19 protein-coding genes, 1 tRNA gene and 2 pseudogenes are annotated in these 17,020 nt (G+C 60.0%); 6 read left to right on the top strand and 16 right to left on the bottom strand.

Annotated elements, in window-relative coordinates:
* The first annotated feature begins 6 nt into the window (after positions 1 to 6).
* Together gspL and gspM are read left to right on the top strand one after the other, a co-directional pair.
* Positions 7 to 1,146 (top strand): type II secretion system protein GspL, encoded by a 1,140-nt coding sequence (gspL, locus tag BLV47_RS11465; RefSeq protein WP_092313494.1) that lies wholly within the window; start codon positions 7 to 9, stop codon positions 1,144 to 1,146.
* 3 nt (positions 1,147 to 1,149) lie between these two features.
* On the top strand, positions 1,150 to 1,650 hold the full coding sequence (gene gspM / locus BLV47_RS11460) for a type II secretion system protein GspM (protein ID WP_092313491.1): 501 nt from the start codon (positions 1,150 to 1,152) through the stop codon (positions 1,648 to 1,650).
* Positions 1,651 to 1,725: 75 nt separating this feature from the next.
* On the opposite strand, the gene BLV47_RS11455 is transcribed toward gspM, so the two are convergent.
* Positions 1,726 to 2,397 (bottom strand): Bax inhibitor-1/YccA family protein, encoded by a 672-nt coding sequence (locus tag BLV47_RS11455; protein ID WP_011062013.1) that lies wholly within the window; start codon positions 2,395 to 2,397, stop codon positions 1,726 to 1,728.
* A 123-nt stretch (positions 2,398 to 2,520) separates the two neighbouring features.
* Here BLV47_RS11455 and BLV47_RS11450 point away from each other — a divergent pair.
* The 3 genes from BLV47_RS11450 (at position 2,521) to BLV47_RS11440 (ending at position 3,927) form a co-directional block, all read left to right on the top strand.
* A tRNA-Ser gene (locus BLV47_RS11450) sits at positions 2,521 to 2,608 on the top strand.
* A 237-nt stretch (positions 2,609 to 2,845) separates the two neighbouring features.
* Positions 2,846 to 3,217 (top strand): hypothetical protein, encoded by a 372-nt coding sequence (locus BLV47_RS11445; protein WP_143038265.1) that lies wholly within the window; start codon positions 2,846 to 2,848, stop codon positions 3,215 to 3,217.
* Between the two features lie 26 nt (positions 3,218 to 3,243).
* Entirely contained in the window at positions 3,244 to 3,927 is a 684-nt protein-coding gene (locus tag BLV47_RS11440) for an SOS response-associated peptidase family protein (RefSeq protein ID WP_092313485.1), read from the top strand.
* On the opposite strand, the gene BLV47_RS11435 is transcribed toward BLV47_RS11440, so the two are convergent.
* From BLV47_RS11435 to BLV47_RS36175, 13 genes and pseudogenes are all read right to left on the bottom strand, one after another.
* The gene (locus BLV47_RS11435; protein WP_244168864.1) at positions 3,885 to 4,403 is read right to left on the bottom strand and encodes a DUF2514 family protein; all 519 of its coding nucleotides are present in this window, start codon (positions 4,401 to 4,403) and stop codon (positions 3,885 to 3,887) included. The two genes, BLV47_RS11440 and BLV47_RS11435, sit on opposite strands and share 43 nt — an antisense overlap.
* Positions 4,404 to 4,835 (bottom strand): lysozyme, encoded by a 432-nt coding sequence (locus BLV47_RS11430; protein ID WP_092313482.1) that lies wholly within the window; start codon positions 4,833 to 4,835, stop codon positions 4,404 to 4,406.
* Between the two features lie 57 nt (positions 4,836 to 4,892).
* Positions 4,893 to 5,744, bottom strand: coding sequence for a hypothetical protein (locus BLV47_RS35345; RefSeq protein ID WP_143038264.1), 852 nt, complete (start codon positions 5,742 to 5,744; stop codon positions 4,893 to 4,895).
* Complete coding sequence (locus BLV47_RS11425) at positions 5,744 to 6,034, bottom strand: hypothetical protein (protein ID WP_092313479.1); 291 nt, start codon at positions 6,032 to 6,034, stop codon at positions 5,744 to 5,746. Before BLV47_RS11425 ends, BLV47_RS35345 begins: the two co-directional genes overlap by 1 nt.
* Positions 6,031 to 8,055, bottom strand: a pseudogene (locus BLV47_RS36985) (TipJ family phage tail tip protein); the annotation flags it as partial. The pseudogene BLV47_RS36985 and the gene BLV47_RS11425, both read right to left, overlap by 4 nt.
* An 84-nt stretch (positions 8,056 to 8,139) precedes the next feature.
* Positions 8,140 to 8,889: an IS21-like element IS1474 family helper ATPase IstB gene (gene istB, locus BLV47_RS11415; protein WP_062838242.1), complete on the bottom strand. Its 750-nt coding sequence runs from the start codon at positions 8,887 to 8,889 to the stop codon at positions 8,140 to 8,142.
* A complete protein-coding gene (gene istA / locus BLV47_RS11410; protein ID WP_062838241.1) occupies positions 8,777 to 10,462 on the bottom strand; it encodes an IS21 family transposase in 1,686 nt (561 codons plus the stop codon). The genes istB and istA overlap by 113 nt, the downstream gene beginning before the upstream one ends.
* Before the next feature lie 225 nt (positions 10,463 to 10,687).
* A pseudogene (gpJ, locus tag BLV47_RS11405) lies at positions 10,688 to 11,770 on the bottom strand (TipJ family phage tail tip protein); the annotation flags it as partial.
* Between the two features lie 57 nt (positions 11,771 to 11,827).
* Entirely contained in the window at positions 11,828 to 12,409 is a 582-nt protein-coding gene (locus BLV47_RS11400) for a tail assembly protein (RefSeq protein WP_092313476.1), read from the bottom strand.
* Between the two features lie 52 nt (positions 12,410 to 12,461).
* Positions 12,462 to 12,881, bottom strand: a complete 420-nt coding sequence (locus tag BLV47_RS11395; protein WP_092313473.1) for a hypothetical protein — start codon at positions 12,879 to 12,881, stop codon at positions 12,462 to 12,464.
* Positions 12,882 to 12,973: 92 nt separating this feature from the next.
* Entirely contained in the window at positions 12,974 to 13,702 is a 729-nt protein-coding gene (locus tag BLV47_RS11390) for a phage antirepressor N-terminal domain-containing protein (protein WP_092313470.1), read from the bottom strand.
* The gene (locus BLV47_RS11385; protein WP_244168862.1) at positions 13,699 to 14,733 is read right to left on the bottom strand and encodes a BRO-N domain-containing protein; all 1,035 of its coding nucleotides are present in this window, start codon (positions 14,731 to 14,733) and stop codon (positions 13,699 to 13,701) included. The genes BLV47_RS11390 and BLV47_RS11385 overlap by 4 nt, the downstream gene beginning before the upstream one ends.
* Complete coding sequence (locus BLV47_RS36175) at positions 14,697 to 14,867, bottom strand: hypothetical protein (RefSeq protein ID WP_167365646.1); 171 nt, start codon at positions 14,865 to 14,867, stop codon at positions 14,697 to 14,699. The genes BLV47_RS11385 and BLV47_RS36175 overlap by 37 nt, the downstream gene beginning before the upstream one ends.
* A gap of 134 nt (positions 14,868 to 15,001) precedes the next feature.
* On the opposite strand from BLV47_RS36175, the gene BLV47_RS11380 reads away from it, so the two are divergent.
* The gene (locus tag BLV47_RS11380) at positions 15,002 to 15,463 is read left to right on the top strand and encodes a helix-turn-helix domain-containing protein (protein WP_167365645.1); all 462 of its coding nucleotides are present in this window, start codon (positions 15,002 to 15,004) and stop codon (positions 15,461 to 15,463) included.
* A 92-nt stretch (positions 15,464 to 15,555) separates the two neighbouring features.
* On the opposite strand, the gene BLV47_RS11375 is transcribed toward BLV47_RS11380, so the two are convergent.
* Complete coding sequence (locus tag BLV47_RS11375) at positions 15,556 to 16,326, bottom strand: C40 family peptidase (RefSeq protein WP_092313464.1); 771 nt, start codon at positions 16,324 to 16,326, stop codon at positions 15,556 to 15,558.
* Positions 16,327 to 16,328: 2 nt separating this feature from the next.
* Positions 16,329 to 17,012 (bottom strand): phage minor tail protein L, encoded by a 684-nt coding sequence (locus BLV47_RS11370; protein ID WP_092313461.1) that lies wholly within the window; start codon positions 17,010 to 17,012, stop codon positions 16,329 to 16,331.
* Positions 17,013 to 17,020 lie beyond the last annotated feature (8 nt).

Here is a 17,020-nt window from a genome sequence, read left to right as displayed (position 1 = left end):
CCCGTGATGAGCCATTGGCTTTACCTTTCACCCCATACCCCGGGCGACCGCCCCTGGCATTGCCACTGGTGGTCTGTCGACAGCGCCCCTCTGGAAGGCGATCTGGAGCAGGCCGCCGAACACTTGCGCGGGCATGCCTTCGCCCTGCTGCTGCCGATGGAAATGGCCAGCTTTCATCAGGTCAGCGTCCCGGCCCGCAGCGGTCGCTGGTTGCGCCAGGCCCTGCACAGTGCCCTGGAAGAACAACTGATCGACGATGTCGAAGAGCTGCACCTGGCCCATGGCCCCTTGCGCGAGCGACGTCACTGCGCAGTGCTGGTCATCCACCGCGAGCGCCTGCAGCGTTGCCTCAAGCGTCTGGCCGAGCACGGACTGCAACCATCGCGCATGCACATCGACGCCGACTGCCTGCCCCAGGACCGGCCACGCGCCCTGGCCTGGGACGGCCGCTGGCTGCTGGGCGGCGGCGCCGCGCTACGCCTGACTCTCAACCCGCAGGAGCTCGGCGAACTGGGCCGGCTGTTGCCGGATGGGCTGCTGTGGCAGGGCGCCGAGCCCCCGGGCATCGACGGCCTGGAGCCGGAGCACTGGCAAGCCGAAGAGCAGCCCTGGCAAGTGCTCAGCCAGGGCAGCTTGCAGGCGATCGACCTGTGCCAGGGGCAATTCCAGCGCCGCACCCGCAAAGCGACGCCCTGGCGCCTGGCGCTGCTGGTGCTGGCGATCGCCGGCGGCGCGCAACTGCTGCAGAACGTCGGACACCGGCTGTACCTGGAGCAGCGCAGCGACCAGCTGCACGCGGCCAGCCAGAGTCTCTGGCAAGAACGCTTCGGCGATGAACCGGCCAGCGCCGACCTGGCGCATCAGGTGCGACTCAAGCAACGTCAGCAGGTGCAGGAAGCCCCAGGCGTGGCCCTGCGCCTGTCGCAACTGGCGGAGCAATGGGCCGCCAGCGGCGGCGCCCTGTCACAGATCCAGCGCCTGGATTACCAGGCCGAGGAAGGCTGGAGCCTGCAAGTCAGCGCCCCGGCCTTTGCCGATCTGCAACTGCTGCGTGAGGGCCTGATCAACCAGTGCCTGAACGTCAGCACCGACTCATCCGTGCGTGACGCGCAAGGCGTCTCCACGCGTTTTCAAATCAAGGAGTAAGCGATGAAGCTTCCCATCGCCTCGATCCCGGCCCGAAACGCCCTGACGAACCCACTCCGGCACCGCTGGCAGCGCTTGGCAAAACGCGAACAACGGGCGCTACAGGCCCTGACCGTGTTCGCTGGCCTGACCAGCCTCTACCTGCTCTGGCAACCGCAACAACAGGCTCTGGCCCAGGCCGAGCGCCGCTATACCGAGGAAACGCAATTGCTTCACGATCTGCAACAGCTGCCCGCCAGCACCTCTTCCCTCCCAGGCCCGGTCATTTCCGGCGATGCCCTGCCCGGCCTGCTGGCACGCTCCAGCAGCCAGGCCGGACTCAACCTGGAACGCATGGATCAGGAGGATGAAGGACGGGTCAACCTCAGTCTGGAGGGGCCTCTCAACGGCCTGATCACCTGGATCGACCAGTTGGAACAGCAGCACGTCTCGGTCCTGTCGTTCTCCATCGAGGTCAACAAGGACGCCATGGCCAGCGCACGCTTGCAGCTGCACAGCCCTTGAACCCCTGTCACGCCGGAAACCCGGACAACAAAAAGCCCGCCGAAGCGGGCTTTTTCATGGGTTCAACAACCGGGATCAGTCGTCGCGACCCATGATGCCGAACAGCTGCAGCAGGCTGACGAACAGGTTGTAGATCGATACATACAGGCTGATGGTGGCCATGATGTAGTTGCGTTCGCCGCCATGGATGATGGCGCTGGTCTGGAACAGGATGCACACCGAGGAGAACAGCACGAAACCGGCGCTGATCGCCAACTGCAGGCCACTGATCTGGAAGAACAGGCTGGCCAGCACGGCGCCCATCAGGACGAAGAAACCGGCGGTGATGAAACCACCGAGGAAGCTCATGTCCTTGCGGGTGATCAGCACATAGGCCGACAGACCGCCAAACACCAGGGCGGTCATGGCGAAGGCCGAGCTGACCACTTCAGCGCCGCCCTGCATGCCCAGGTAACGGTTGAGGATCGGGCCGAGCAAGAAGCCCATGAAACCGGTCAGGGCGAAAGCCGACACCAGGCCCCAGGCCGAGTCACGGAGTTTGTTGGTGAGGAAGAACAGACCGTAGAAACCGATCAGCACCACGAAGATGTTCGGGTAGCCGACCCGCATCTGCTGCGCCACATAAGCCATGACACCGCTGAACGCGAGAGTCAGGGCCAGCAGGCCGTAAGTGTTGCGCAGGACGCGGCTAACCTCTAGCTGCTCGGCCTGCACGCCGTTGTTAACTGCGTAATCCTGTTCGCGCATGGCGACACTCCTGTTGGGGGAAACATTTAGTGGCAAGGATAATAACAGAGGCTCTGTAACTCGCGACGCAGAGAGTTTGACAGTGTGTTTCATTCGGGTATTATGGCGCCCGCAATGCGATCTGGAGGTGTGGCCGAGTGGTTTAAGGCAGCGGTCTTGAAAACCGCCGACTGTAACAGGTCCTAGAGTTCGAATCTCTACGCCTCCGCCAAATCTCAACGAGAAAGCCCTGATTTTTCAGGGCTTTTTTGTGTCTGGGGTATTTTCCCGGAAGCGCTTCCTGAGCATCGTTACAAAACTATTTAGTAACCGTTACAAAACTTTCCTCTCTTCGGCGTCCTGCCGACCGTAAACCATCCCCATCAGACACATTTCGTCGGCTCAAATCGCGATCTCCTAGAACCTGAATTACTGTATGCACATACAGCATTGGATTCGAGGTAGTACCGTGCACACCGAAGACGACACAGCCGATTGGCTGGGCATTCCCACGCCCCTTGAAACTTGCAGGCAGCACATCCTTCTACTGGAGAATGAGATCGCTGAGCTGACCCGCCAACTGCGCGAGAGTCGACACAACGTCTTCAAGCTCGTAGAAATGCATGATCAGGCCCTCAAAGAAAGAGACAGCCAAGCGAGGCTTTTAACAGCTGCCGAAGAAAGGCTGGCGCGTTTGGAAATTGAAGCTCGCGACCTGAACAGCACCATCTACAGCCTTCGAATGATTGAGGCTCAACGGAACCATTTGCTACGTGAAAAACTTGAGAGAGATGAAAAGGAGTTCGCCGAGAAAAATCACCTAAGCCGGAGTGAGAGCTAACCTCAAGTATTAAGCCGGAGGCCTCTATGTGCGGACGACTCTCACAATACCGCGGCATCCACGACTTCGTCGCAGCCCTGAGCATGCCCGGGGCCCTGATTAATAACGTCGGTGATCAGCCCCTGGGGCGATACAACGCAGCGCCGACGATGCAACTCGCCCTCTTCCACATCGCCGAAGACAAACTACACGCCGACGCCGTGCGCTGGGGGTGGCGGCCGCACTGGGCCACTGACCGCGCTGCCCCAATCAATGCCCGCGTAGAGAAGGTCGCCCATGGGCCATTCTTCCGGCAGATATGGCCACACAGGGCCATATGCCCAATCGACAATTGGTTCGAGTGGGTGGACGAAGGCGGCCCGAAGAAGCAGCCCTACCTGATCCGGCACCGGGACGGTTCCCCCATCCTCTGCGCCTCAATCGGACAATTGCCTGGCCAAGATCGAAGCGAGCACGAAGGCTTTGTGATCATTACAGCAGACAGCGAAGGCGGCATGGTCGATATTCACGACCGCCGGCCAGTGGTCCTGGCCCCGGACCTGGCCCGGGAATGGCTCGACCCGGCCACGCCGAAAGAGCGCGCCGAACAGATGGCATTGCTCCAGGGCGAGCCAGCCGAGGCTTTCGAGTGGTTCAAAGTGAATCCCGCCGTCGGCAACATCAGGAATCACGGGGCGGAATTGATCGAGCCCTTGGCGATACCGTCATAGGCCTGCTCGCACGTCACTCCCCTGCTCCGGCTTTGATCAGCATCTGCCGCCAGGTCTCCCGCTCGCTGGTCAGCGCGCTTGAACACGTCGGCAAGCACCAGGGCTGTGCGGGTTGCTGCCGCGCTTGCGGCGGCAGTGCAGGAATTACCGCGGCCTTGGGCTGCGAGACGGCCGGCGAGGTCGTCGACTGTCCGCTGCAGGCTCCCAGCAGCAGCGCGAGCGGTAACAGCATCAGCTGCTGCTTGATCGATTTTTCGTTGCCCATCTTGCACCGCCTTGTTAATTGAGCTCTGCCTGGCCTGCTCTTTGTCGCGCTCGGCTTGCTCGGCCAGGGCCCAGGCTTGTTTGTCGCCAGCATCACGAACTGCCCAGCGCGCTTGCCACTCACCATCCTTTACGGATAGCCCGTGCTGATAGACCCCCCCAGTAGGTGGCGAGAACCAATAGCAGGGCGCCGGCGCGCAGCACCCAGGCACTCATACCGCCTCCAGGAACAGCGCTCGCTCAGCCTCCCGGCGGCGCGTCAGGCCGGAAAGCACCTTGCCGCCGGCCTTGTTCCAGCGCAGGAACTGCTCAGCGGCACCGGAATAATCGCCGACATTGAGCAGGCGCCGCAGAGTCGACGACTCCAGATTCCCAGCGCCCAGGTTGTAGGTGAAGCTCATCAGGGCGTCCCACTGATTTTGATTCAGTGGCGCGGTGATCATGCGCTGCACCTCAGGCTCGAAGCGCTGCACATCATTCAGCAACATGCGTTCGGCTTGCTCCTTGCTGATCGACATGCCGGTCTTCACGCCGCGGGTGGTTCCATAGCCGATGGTCCAGACGCCAACGCTGTCTTGGTAGGCTTGCAGGCGCAGGCCTTCGAACGACTTGATCAAGTTCAAGCCGCGTTGTGATGTACGCATTACTTTTCTCCAGGCAATAAAAAACCCGCTCGGGGCGGGCATATCTGAACGGTGTAGTTACAGCTGTGGATTGAACGGGTACGGGTACTCAGCAATGTCTATGTATGGGCATCTCGGCAACCTGTCCCCCGCCATATTGAAGAATCGTACAGGCGTCGTTGTGTGAACACTGCCGAACGTCGTCTCAGGAGCAGTCCATATTAGGTGGTGTACTCCACCGTCCGTTCCTGAGCACCCTTCCTCACCACTACCCCTGAATTGGCCTACGTGCCCGCCACCGGTTTCGAATGGGTATACCCACTCAACGCCACGGTTCCAAGGTATGTGTGCTGCATACTTCTTAGTCGGTTCAAGATTTATCTTGACCCTAAAGTACATTGAGCCAGCCCTGCCCGAGCCCATAGTTGGGTACTGAAGTATGTATCCGCGACCTCCGGCGAATGGGCGAATACTATCTCCGCTAGCCCCTCCAACCCATTCAACGGGAGGAGGTATTGATGTACCGGCCACGTTTAGCGGCCACTGGAGGCTGTTAAATGTGAATTTTCCATTTTCGGCCCTTGTCTTAAGTGCAGGACCAGAGAATATCGGCCTCATAATGTCAAAACAGTAAACCTTAAGCTCTCCTAGTAATGGCCCAGCAAAATAGAACACATGCTTTGTGCCTTCCTTGGATTGATACGGTTTACCACAGTCTCCATACACAAACACAATAGGGCTTATGCCACCTTCTACTTCAAACTTGTAGATATCATCCTGGTAGCTCGGGTACACCCCTCCAGAAGGGTACAAGCGCATCCATCTCCCATGATATGTAACAGTACCGCTCTTAATCAGGCCGTATATGGACTTCGAGGTGTCATAGAGAACATTGCCGCTCTCGTCGCGAGCTATGAGTGCGGTCTTCATCAGTAGTACCCATAGAAAATTTCACAATTCATTACGAAGCCGGACGGGATCGCATAAGCCCACTCCAACCTGTTTTGCGTGATGGTGACGCCAGGTTTCTTGCCTGCTGTCCTTTGCGAGTCCTCCAGCGGAGATATGACATAGAAATACTCACGCCCAGCCGGAAGCGAGATCCCTATCGAACCGTTCTGCCTGTTCGTGATAACTGATCCTTCGGCCTGACTCAGTTTCGTTGTCATGTTTGCTGTGATGTTGCCGTTTGCATCACGTGTTATCAGTCCGACGGTCATGTCGCGTCCACACTCAAGTCGATGGCTTTAACGCCGTTCGGATGGAATACATACAGCCCTTTGTTGTTGATCATGAGTCTCGCGCCTCCAGGGGTATTGCCCATCATCTGGAACGTTCCGTCGGGTCGGAATGCCCAGCCAGAAACGTCGGGAACGTAGTTGTTCGACTGCAAGTTGCTACCGATCTTGAGCATGTCGATTGAGCCGTTTTTGATGAATGCAGTGTCGATATAGGCGGCGTTGTTTTGAACAACAAACGGGTAATAAATCTGCGCTGCGTTCGGGTCGACGATTGCGAATCGACTCGCGGCGATCAGCACTTGACTGGTGATGATCCCCTTGTCGTTTTCGACCCCTATCCCTATACCGGCCAGGTATGGCTTGTTGTCGACTGTGAGCTGGGTCTTGATCGAGTACATGGCCGCGAGCTCGCTTTTCAGAGCCTCGACCTCGACCTGTGCGCCACCGCCAGAGTCGATCTTTTCCAGCAGGTGCTGACTCAACTGCGTCTCTGTGATCTGGTCGTTCAGGTACTCAAGGATCACACCGGCGTCAGCGGAAGATTGACCCATCACCGGCCCGTAGAACGCCCCCACGTTGCCGATGCGATCCACTAGCCGGGCCCAGAAGAAGAACCGCACACCGGCGGCCAGACCCATGATCGTCAGGTCGGTCTGCGGATAGGCGTAGTCCCCGAACTTGGTTGCCGTCGCTACCTGGTTGGTCTGGCTGTACCAGATCTCGGTCCGCTGTAGGTCCGCGGTGGTAACTCCGGCCGGAATGCCCCAGGCCAACTTGATGCCGAACACGATCGACTCTGCGGTGAAGGACGACGGCACGGGCGGCGGCGTGGTCTTGCCGTTCAGCACGGTCTCGACCGAGGTCGCGAACACCGAGCCGATATCCAGCGAGTTGATGGCTCGAACCTTGGCCACATACCGGCCCGCGTAGATCCCGCTCACATCAATGGACGTGGTGCCCGTGCGGCCCGCAAAGATCCAGTCGCCGTCGTTCTTGCGCCAGTAGACCTCGTAGGCGATCGCCGCTTCTGGCTTCTCCCACTCAATCGTCATGACGCTGACCGCACTACCCTGGTCAACGAAGTGGTCATTGCTCAGCGTCACGTTCGCTGGCGGCCGCTGGACGCTCGGCGGGATCACGGTCACCGGTGGCCGCTCGATGCGCGTGCCGTTGTCGATTGCGCCGTACTTGCTCGCGTTGTGGCGTACCGCGCTGATCGTGAACTTGATCTCGGAGTCGGAAAAGTCCTCAGCAACCGACATCACGCGAAACAGCTGCGTGGCCAGGGTTGTCGAGTCAATCGCCCACATCGAATGCTGGGGCGGCAGTTCATCCAGCTTCTGCGCCAGTACCACCTGCTGGACTTCAGCAGGAAACCCGGTGGTATCCATCGTTACGCGGCCACTCGACCACTTGATCCCCTTGTTGCCCCAGGTCAGTGGATAGCCCACAGACTTGATCTGCCGGGAGACTGCAGTGCCCGTGGGCATGATCACGGTGATGGTGTCGCCGGGGTATGCCTTCACGTCGGCATCCAGTACCAGGGTATCGAGTGTGGACGAGCGCAGGCGCCCGCCAATGCGCCGCCCTGCCCGATCGTTGTCCGCAATGCGGATGATCTGCCCGGGGCGCGCCAGGGTGCCATCCAGGCCCACAGAGAACCCCACGCTTTCGGTTTCCAGGCGGTTGGTGAGCAGTGCCCACTTGCCGATGCGCTGGGCCTGGGCCTGGGAAGTACAGCCAGTGGCGGTGATCTCGGTCTGCTGGATCCCGTAGCGGGTGATCCCGGCCTGGTCGTCGACGTACTCGACTTTCTGTCGGTAGAAGTCGGCCGGATCGTTCCAGCTCACCAGGGCCACGGTGTAGCGGGTCTTTTTCGCTGAGCCGAAGTAACCGAATTTCCCGTCGATCACATTGGCGTTCGAGTAGGTGTAAACCGGGTCCTCGGGTATGTCGGCAATAGCCATGACCGACCCGGCGGCCCAGTAGGATGCGGATTTCGGTGAACGTGACCGAGCGTTTCGCTAATACGTGACCGGTGCTTCCACCCCGGTTGCGCGGGTTCTGGATTGTAATCGCATCGGTCACGATGCGGCTTGTTCCTCGGCTTTTTTTCGGCGCAGCGACTCGCCTTTCATCGTCAGTCGGTAGGCGTTGTGCACCAGGCGGTCGAGGATGGCATCGGCCAGGGTCGGGTCGTTGATCCAGCCGTGCCAGTGCTCGATGGGCAGTTGGCTCGTCAGGATGGTGGAGCGGCTGCCAGCGCGGTCGTCGATCACCTCCAGCAGGTCATGCCGGGCTCCTTCCTCCAGCGGGGCTAGCGCCCAGTCGTCCAGCACCAGGACGTCGACCTTTGCCAGCTGTTGCAGGGTACGGCCGAAGCTGCCGTCGCCATGAGCGATGCGCAGTTGTTCCAGCAGGCGCGGGGTGCGCAGGTACAGGGTGCTATAGCCCTGGCGGCAGGCCTGGTTGCCCAGGGCGCAGGCCAGCCAGGTTTTGCCGGCACCGGTCGGGCCGGTCAGCAGCAGGTTGTGCTGCTGGCGGATCCAGTCGCCACTGGCCAGGGTGGCGATCAGACGCTCGTCCAGGGCGCGTCCGGTGCGGCGGTCGAGATCTTCCAGGCAGGCGTTGGCGTACTTGAGCTTGGCCTTCTTGCGCAGCCGTACCAGGCGCTGGTTGTCACGCCAGGCCAGTTCGCGGTCGAGCAGTAGGCCGAGGCGTTCATCGAAGCTCAGGCTGTGGCTGGCCGGCAGCGTCCATTGCTCTTCCAGGGCGCGGGCCATGCCGTCCAGGCGTAGCTGGTGCAGTTGATTCAGGGTGTGTTGCGGCATCATCGAACAGCTCCTGTTGCGGGGGTTGGTAGTAGTCGGCGCCACGGACGTTCTCGTGGTCGCCGGGTAAGGTCGTTTCGGCGGCACGCTGGGGCAGCGGCTGTTGATCCAGGCCTTGCTGGAGCAGGTTGCGCACGCTGCGCCCGGTGAAGGCGCGCAGGTGTACGGCACGTTCGGCAGCGGCTTCCAGGCGTGCATTGCCATAGCGCCGGGCCAGCGAGAGCAGGCCGAGGCAGGCGCGGTAGCCCATCTCCGGGTGCGGCTTGTGGGTCAGTTGGTGATCGATCAGTTGGCGCGTGTAGGGGCCGATCCGCGCGCCCCAGTCGAGCAGGCGTTGTGGCGTCCATTCGCGATGCGCCTGGTGCGCCGCGGGCATGTGCTCGCGCTGGGTACTGTAAGCGCCGCGTCGCCCCAGCAGCAGGTGGCTGGCCACCCGCCGGTTGCCATGCAGCACTTCCAGGGTGTGTGCCGTCAGTCGCACGTCCACGTTCTGCCGGGCCAGGGCGGAGGGCACGCTGTAGAAGCTGCCATTGACCTCGATGTGGTAGTCGATGCTGACCTTGCAGCGCTTGAAGGTGGCGACCTCGTAGGGATGCACCGGCAGCGCTCGCAAGGCCGGGCGATCCAGGCGCTCGAACCAGTCGCGCCGGCAGCCATCGAGCCGCTTGAACGGGCGCCGATTCAGATCCTCCAGCAGCTCGGCGATGGCCTGGTTAAGCGCATGCAGGCTGAAGAACTGCCGATGGCGCAGCCGCGCCATGATCCAGCGCTCGACCACCTGCACCGCCACCTCGGCCTTGGCCTTGTCCTGAGGCTTGCGTGGCCGTGCCGGCAGGATCACCGTCTGGTAATGACGCGCGCACTCCAGCGTGGCCCGGTTCAGGCCCGGCTCGTAGCGATCCGGCTGGGCGACCAGGGCGCGCGGATTGTCCGGCACAACCATTTCCGGCACGCCGCCAAAGTAGGTCAGAGCCTGGCCCAGCGAGGTCAGCCAGTCCACCTGGGTTTCGCCTGGCGTCGCGCAGGCATAGGTGTAATTCGAGGCGCCCAGGGCGGCGACGAAGATGTGCGCCCGGCGCACTTCGCCGGTGGCCGGGTCGACCACCGGCAGCGTCGGCCCGGCATAGTCGATGAATAGCTTCTCGCCCGCACGGTGCAGCTGACGCATCGAACGTTTGAGCGTCTGGGCGTAGCGCCGGTAGTGCTCGACGAACTGGGTGTAGCGGTAGGTCGGCTGGCCCGCATGCGCGGCGAGATATTCCTCCCACAGCAGCTGCAAGGTCACGCCCTTGCGTCGCAACTCGCGGTGGATGCTCAGCACATCGGGCAGCACTCGCTCACCGCGCGGCTTGTTCGTCGACGTCGGTGCAAACAAGGCGGCCGCCAGCGCGGCCTCGTCCATGGCCACCAGCGCCGGCCAGTCCAGCCCGGCCACCCGCGCCGCCGCGATGTACTTGCTAACCACGCCCTTGGACAGCTGCAAGGCACGGGCAATCTTCTCGTGGGACAAGCCGGCCTCAAACTTGAGGCGCAGACATTCTTTGATGTTTCGCATGGCTACTCGCGGCGCCGCCATCTTCCTCTCCCGAAATCGGTCGAGGATGGCGGCGCATCAGGTCATGCGCAACGAAGGGGAAGGCTTTCGCTAAGTCGTGACCGGCGATTTCGGTAAGCCGTGACCACCTGTTTCGGAACAGGCGGAAAATCGGTCACGTTGCTACCGAAATGAGCGGTCACGCGTTAGCGAAATGACCGGTCACGATCAACCGAAACGGCCGGTCACGGTGCTCCGAAATCCGCAGTAGGACATGCCGCGGAACGTGGTGGCCAGATCCTGCAGCACGTCCAGCGCGTTCGACCTGGTCTGCAAGAACAGGTTGCAGGTGAACCGCGGTTCTTGGCCGCCCTTCCCGTCCGGCACCAACTGATCGCAATACTGGCCGATGCGGTACAGCTCCCACCGGTCCACCTGGCCCTCATTCAGCAGGTGGCCCAGGCCATAGCGGAAGTGCAGCAGCAGGTCGTAGAAGATCCAGGCCGGGTTGTCGGTCCAGGCCGTCTTGAACGAGCCATCCCAGACGCCGGCGTACTGCCGGCTTTCCGGATCGTAATTGCTCGGCACGCGAATGATACGGCCGCGCAGGTCAAAGGAACGGGTCGGGATCGCCTGGAACTGCGAGGCATCGAATTGCAGGCCGACCACCGCCGAGCCCGGATAGCGCAGCTTTGCGTCAATCACCTCGGTGATGGCGTCGATGTTCGTCTTGTCCGCGATCGCGCCGCTGGTGCTGTTCGGAGTCAGTCGGGTGACACGGATCTGCCAGTTGCTGCTCGCCGGCGGCAAGTCGACACGGTGCGAGCGCTCGTACTTGGTCGAGGTCTTGCCGCTGAAGGCACCGACAAGCACTTGCACATAGGGCCCACCGTCGGTGGATACCTCAATCTTGTACTGCACGGTGTATCCGTTGGTGTCGCCGTTGCTGGTATTGGTCTGGGCCAGGCGTGGCGTTGAAAGGCGCACGCGCACGGCCGACAGCTGCAGGTTCTGCACAGCGCGAACCCAGGGCTGACCATACTTCAGCTCAACGCCCACAGCGATCTCGCTCTCCACTGCGGGAAAGCCCGGGATGTGCAACTGATCCTGGCTACCGGTGCGTGCGTCCATCGTGACGCCGCTGAAGTTCCGGGTGCCGTCGGCATTGGCCAGCGGGGTTTCATCGAGATAGACCGAGCGCTCACCCGCGACCAAGCCCTGGATCTCGCCCTCGCTGACAAGATCGAGGATACGTGCATAGGCCGTGCTCTGCAGGCTATCCGGGGCCTCAACAGACGGCCGCGGCTTCGACTCGCCGCCCTTGGCGCCGGTGATGATCTGGTTGTTCATGGCTTTCCTTCAGGCAAAAAAATACCCGCACTTGGCGGGCCTGGTGGCGTGTTCGCTTTACATCTGGTCTTCGGAGTAGATCCCGGCGCTGATCACCGCGCTGCCGACGATCATCCGGCCATAGAGCAACGGGACAGGGTTGCCCTGGACGCTGGTGTTCACGGCACCGTTGAAGCTGTAGCTGGGTCGGTTGTTGGGGCTGTCCTGGGTGCCCAAGCCCTTGGCTTGCGGGCTGAGCATCTGGATCACGCCGCCGGCGGTCATGCCTACACCCGCGCCGAGAAATGCTGCTTGAGCGCCAGGTGCGACAAAAAAAGAAGCGATGATCAGTACAGCTCCAACGATGGTCTGCAATAGCCCGGCACGCTTCGAACCTGCAATTACTGGGACGATCCGAATCACTCCTCGCCCCGTTGGCTTTCCGAGATCATCTTCGGAAAGGTTCTGCTTGTCGTTGAAGATCGCGAAGCGCAATCCTTTGCTGGCACTTTCCAGCATGTGCTGCTCGAAACCAGGGAACTGTTTGAAATAACCACGAATATCATTGAAACCTGCGCCAGTGACCATACGGTGGCGTCTCCCAAACTTTCGAGCCAAGGATCCAGATAGCAATACGGTTTGCATCTTTTCAGCAGACATATTTCCTCCAGGCAACAAAAAGCCGCCCGAGGGCGGCTCATTAGAAATTTAGTTAGTACTCAACGTATGGCCCTATATACATGCCTGCCAAATCTGAACTTACACGGAATATTTTTTCTCGATCAGCCACAGCTTCAGCCGCCATGGTTCTAATCGCCTGCCCCATGCAAAGCCCCGTTCCAGCCAGACCTACACCGAGATTCAAAGAGCCCGGTTTAACGTAGAAGGTGACCTTCTGGCTGGACCCAAGTTTCGCGGCTTTTTTCCCATCGACATAGATAACGAAATCACAAGCTGATGCGTTTATGCCGCCATCTCGAAGAACAGTTATTGCTCCGTAAGCACCGGCAGGTCGGGCTTGAAACGCATACACCTGATCCTTCGGCACTTGCTTGGCTTGCTGAACAGTAATGGCATTCGAGGAGCACCCCGCCAGCATCACCAAAGCCACGCCCCCTACCAGAATTCGCATGTCGGTCCCTCTATATGGTTTGAGGGCAATCTACCATTGCAAATCACAAGCACCAAAACCCCGCATAGGCGGGGTTAGTGAAGCTGGGCGGATCAGACGCCCTGCAGGATCTCTCGGAAGCGCTCTACGGCAGCCTGGTTGTAGTGGAATGTCTCGACTTGCTTGCTGCTGTACCGTGACTTATCGAGCCGATATTCACCGTACTGCTCGATCTTCATGCCGTGCTGATTCGCAAGTTTGCCGATGCGGTTGCCAGTCACGCCGAACAGCTCACCCACCTGTCCAGCCAGGAGCAAGTTTTCCTCTACTTTTGGCAAGGGTATCAAGCGCTGACCATAGGCCAGCTCCGAGATATGGCTGAGCAAAGCCTGCTTGCTGGCATCGCCCAGGTTCGGCAGGTGTTCCAGCGCAAGCTTGGCGAATTCAACAGCAGAGTCGTTGGCTGCTGGTAGCTGCGCTCGAGGATTTACGGCATGCCCGTCGTTCCAGTACTGCCAGAGAGCGTCGTCGCACTCATTTTGATACTCGATGATCTTGCTCTTGACCTGGGGATTCTTTACCCGGGCCACCTGCACAGTGGATAGCCAGCCGGCCAATTTCCTTAAAGGAAGACATACCGCATCCTGACAACCGCCAGCCGAAGGGATCTCCGTAACGGAGACACCCCAGCGCCCAGGATTGGCGGTCAACTTCTTGTGCTGCCCGCCCCAATCAAGGCCAATACCCTCCACAACCGGGCGCATTGGCACAAATGGCTGGCCATCCAAATCGACGAGCATCAGGTTCACGCCATGAAACGGAACAGTCATCAGCGCGCTCATGCTACAGCTCCCATCTTGATCGCGTATCGGTGAGGCTCATCAATCACACAGGTGAGGCCATGGGCAAAGCTAGCAATCTCCCGCATCTTGTTGCGATAAGTACGGAGCTCCCACCAAGCACCCTCAACCTCATAGCCCGCCCTGCGCAGCTCAATGAGAATGGCCTCGCAAGGAGTGCTGCCCTCGTGAAAGTCGCGCAAATCGTTAAGAGACACATCGAGCCACGCATGACCATCGCCGCGCGGCTTAACCATTTCAGGCCTGCGTTGAGCGAGAGCCTCAACTGGGAAGTGGATGTTCAACGGTTGCTCAGCCTTGAGCTCTTCCTTGCCCAGATACTCCCCCTCAATTGCGTAAGCGGCGACGAAGTTACAAGCCGCATCCAACTGATCGCCCGGGATCAACTCCATGCGAGGAACATCGAAACGTGCATGCAGGGCCGACGCCAGTTTGGCTGTAGCACTGCGCTGATGCTCGGCATCAAGCTTGGCAACTCGACAGCGCATGATGTTCCCGAGCTTTCGGGCACCTTGCGGCCCAAGCAACTCATCCACCATGGGCTGCATCTTGCCTTGGTCTTCATAGCGGCCATGCTTGCGGATCGCGGGAAGGACCTCGGCGGTCACCCATTTCTTGAAACGCTTGGCTTCGACCTTACGGCTGCGCAGGATTGCCGAGTAAAGGCCAGACTCATTGATGACCAGCATTTCTTGGTCACCGCCAAGGGTCTGCACAATCGACAGACCCTTTTCGTCATCGTCCAGATGGCGAGTCATCGCCGACGCTTCGCTGTACTGAAGGGCAGCGGAAACATCGTTGGCCACAAACCATGGCTGATCATCAATCAACAGCGTGCGCACTTGCTGCTTGCCGAAATTGAACGGGATGACATTGGGTACTGCTGTGCTATTATCGCCCATGACGATTTCTTCTCCGAAGTTGATCTCGTTTCCCGAAGCCCTGGCGACTCTCACCTCGTCGGGGCTTCTTCGTTTCAGGCGCTTGCCTGCTTGCTCTGATGTTCCCGCCACCTCAACCCCTCCTCTATAAGCAAGCCAAGTTCGGCATTTAAGCTCCGACGGTTCTTCTTTGCTTCGCTCTCAGCTTGATCCTTTACTTCGGAATGCAGATTGAGGGGATACCTGGATTTGCTTGCACCTTTCATGACACCTCCTTACACATCACTTGACATCATTAGGCATCACTTAGGACGTCAAGTCAACATCATTTGCCATCATTTTCTTGCGGGAAATATATTTCGCCGACATCATGCATTCCATACGAAACTGTGGAGTGATCATGAAGCATCCAGAGGGATTCCCGTCAAAGCTGGCACGCCTCCGCGCCAAAGCTGACATGACCCAAAAAGACCTAGCCAAGGCGGCTGGTATAAGCGTTCCTCAGATCGGCCGATATGAGACAGGCCTGTCGAAGCCGCGTATGAATGCGCTAATAAAATTAGCCAATGCGCTAAGCGTTGACGTGAGCGAACTCCAAAATGCTGAGGATGAACCAGCTTCAGTGTCGGTCATCTTTAATGAGGAAGGCACTCTTCACCCGACAAACATGCCGCAAAAGCTTTTTGAAACAATAGAAATGGTTTCTGAAAAGCTGGGCATTTCGCTGAATGCTGCGATGATGGTGAGTATTGATGCGCTATCGGCGAGCATGAGGGGGGATGAGCCACAAATTGATGAGTACATAAAAAAAGCTCTGCACTTTCTCAACGAAGAAGCCCTCCCAAAAAAGAAAAAAAAATAGGTCTTTTACGACCATCCTCTTCCTGTCTGTACGCCCCCAGTAACGCGCATAGTTACCGCTCCTAGTGAGATCGGCAGACGATAGCATTTTGATCAGGGCCTTGCGCCCCGGTGTCGCCAGTAGCTGACGGTCACTTCTCGCCAGTAGCCGCCGTAGGGGTCGCGCTTGCTGTCTCGGCCGTACAGGTGATGCAGTATCGATCCGGGCGCTGGGAAGTGCTGAGGCTCGGTCTTCAGCACGCCATCAGCCAGATAGACCCCGGCATGATTCGGCACCTTCGAGCGGATCTGCATCAGCACAATGTCACCATGCTGCGGCGCGCTGACTTGCGCGAAGCCGGCGGCCGGCAGGTTCTCCAGGTATAGGTTCCCGCCCTTCTCCCACCACCCGTCCTCCCGCTCGTACCGGCCCAGGTCGATGCCCATTTCGCGGCAGTAGAAGTCGAGGATGATGCTCAAGCAGTCGTGCACGCCGTGGGCGAACTTGCGGCCGATCAGCGGGGCCTGGTAGCCCTCAGGCGCGAAGCTCACAAGCTCACCTGCACGCACCTGCTCATCATCGCCCTTGCGGACCTCAAGGATGTGCCAGGGAAGTCCGGAGGCCTCGCAGGAGACGCGATCAGCCTCGCTGGGTGCTGCTGGGTGGTCTGGGTGGCTGTGCACGACCGCTAGTACCTGGCCGCGGTCCTCGGCGGCGGCGAAGTCCTCGGGCGCCAGGCGGAAATGCTCGCTGGGCGTCGAGGCCGTGTTGCGGCAAGGCAGATAGACCTCCTTTCGCCCCTCACGAATCACCAGGCCGCAGCACTCACGCGGGTACTCGGCCAGCGCATGCCGCTCGATGGCGGCGCGGGTGGACTTGTTCATGATCAGCTCCGAAGCAGGCCGGCGGCCGGGAATGAGCCATAAGGCAGAGGGTTGTTCGCGCCGAAGCGCAGCTTGCAGCTACTCAGGCGCCCGCCGCATTTGTCCTTGGAGGCGTCCGTGACGATGATGTCGTTCTCATCCGCTACAGGCCCACCGTTGTAGCCGCAGTAGGGCCCGCGGTAACCGCCGCAACTGAGCCACCAGCAGACGTTGGCCACGATCTGCCGGCGCGGCAGCTGTACACCGGCAAAGTCCAGGGCTGATGCTAGCTCGAACTGCACCGTTTCGTTGTTCTCGGCGGCCTTGCGCTCGACGTACCAGATGTCCGGCGGCAGCTCTTCGTCTGGGTCGGCTTCTGGCTGGCCGTCCAGGTACTTGCCCAGGGTTCGATGTCGGATCAGCTTGGCCCCGACAAGATCCTCGAAGTACAGCACCAGAGCCGTGATGAACCCACCGACGTTGCCGACAGACAGGGTCGGCATCGGCTGGGCGCCCTGCCCGGTCATTTCGAAGCCCTCGGCCTTGATCGGCCAAGGCGAATACTCCTCGCCCTGCCAGTAGATCGACGACTGCTGCGGGTAGCCGTGAAAGCGGTACAGCTCGGCGCCCAGCGCGGTAGCGTCGAGCTCGAAAAGCTCCACCCACGCGCCAGGCTCTAGGGTCTGGATATCGGCCGTAATCGGCATCGTGTTTC

The sequence above is a fragment of the Pseudomonas saponiphila genome (assembly GCF_900105185.1).
Lineage (GTDB): Bacteria > Pseudomonadota > Gammaproteobacteria > Pseudomonadales > Pseudomonadaceae > Aquipseudomonas > Aquipseudomonas saponiphila.
The sequence above is the reverse complement of the archived record's forward strand: the minus strand, read 5'-3'. Positions and strand labels throughout refer to the sequence as shown.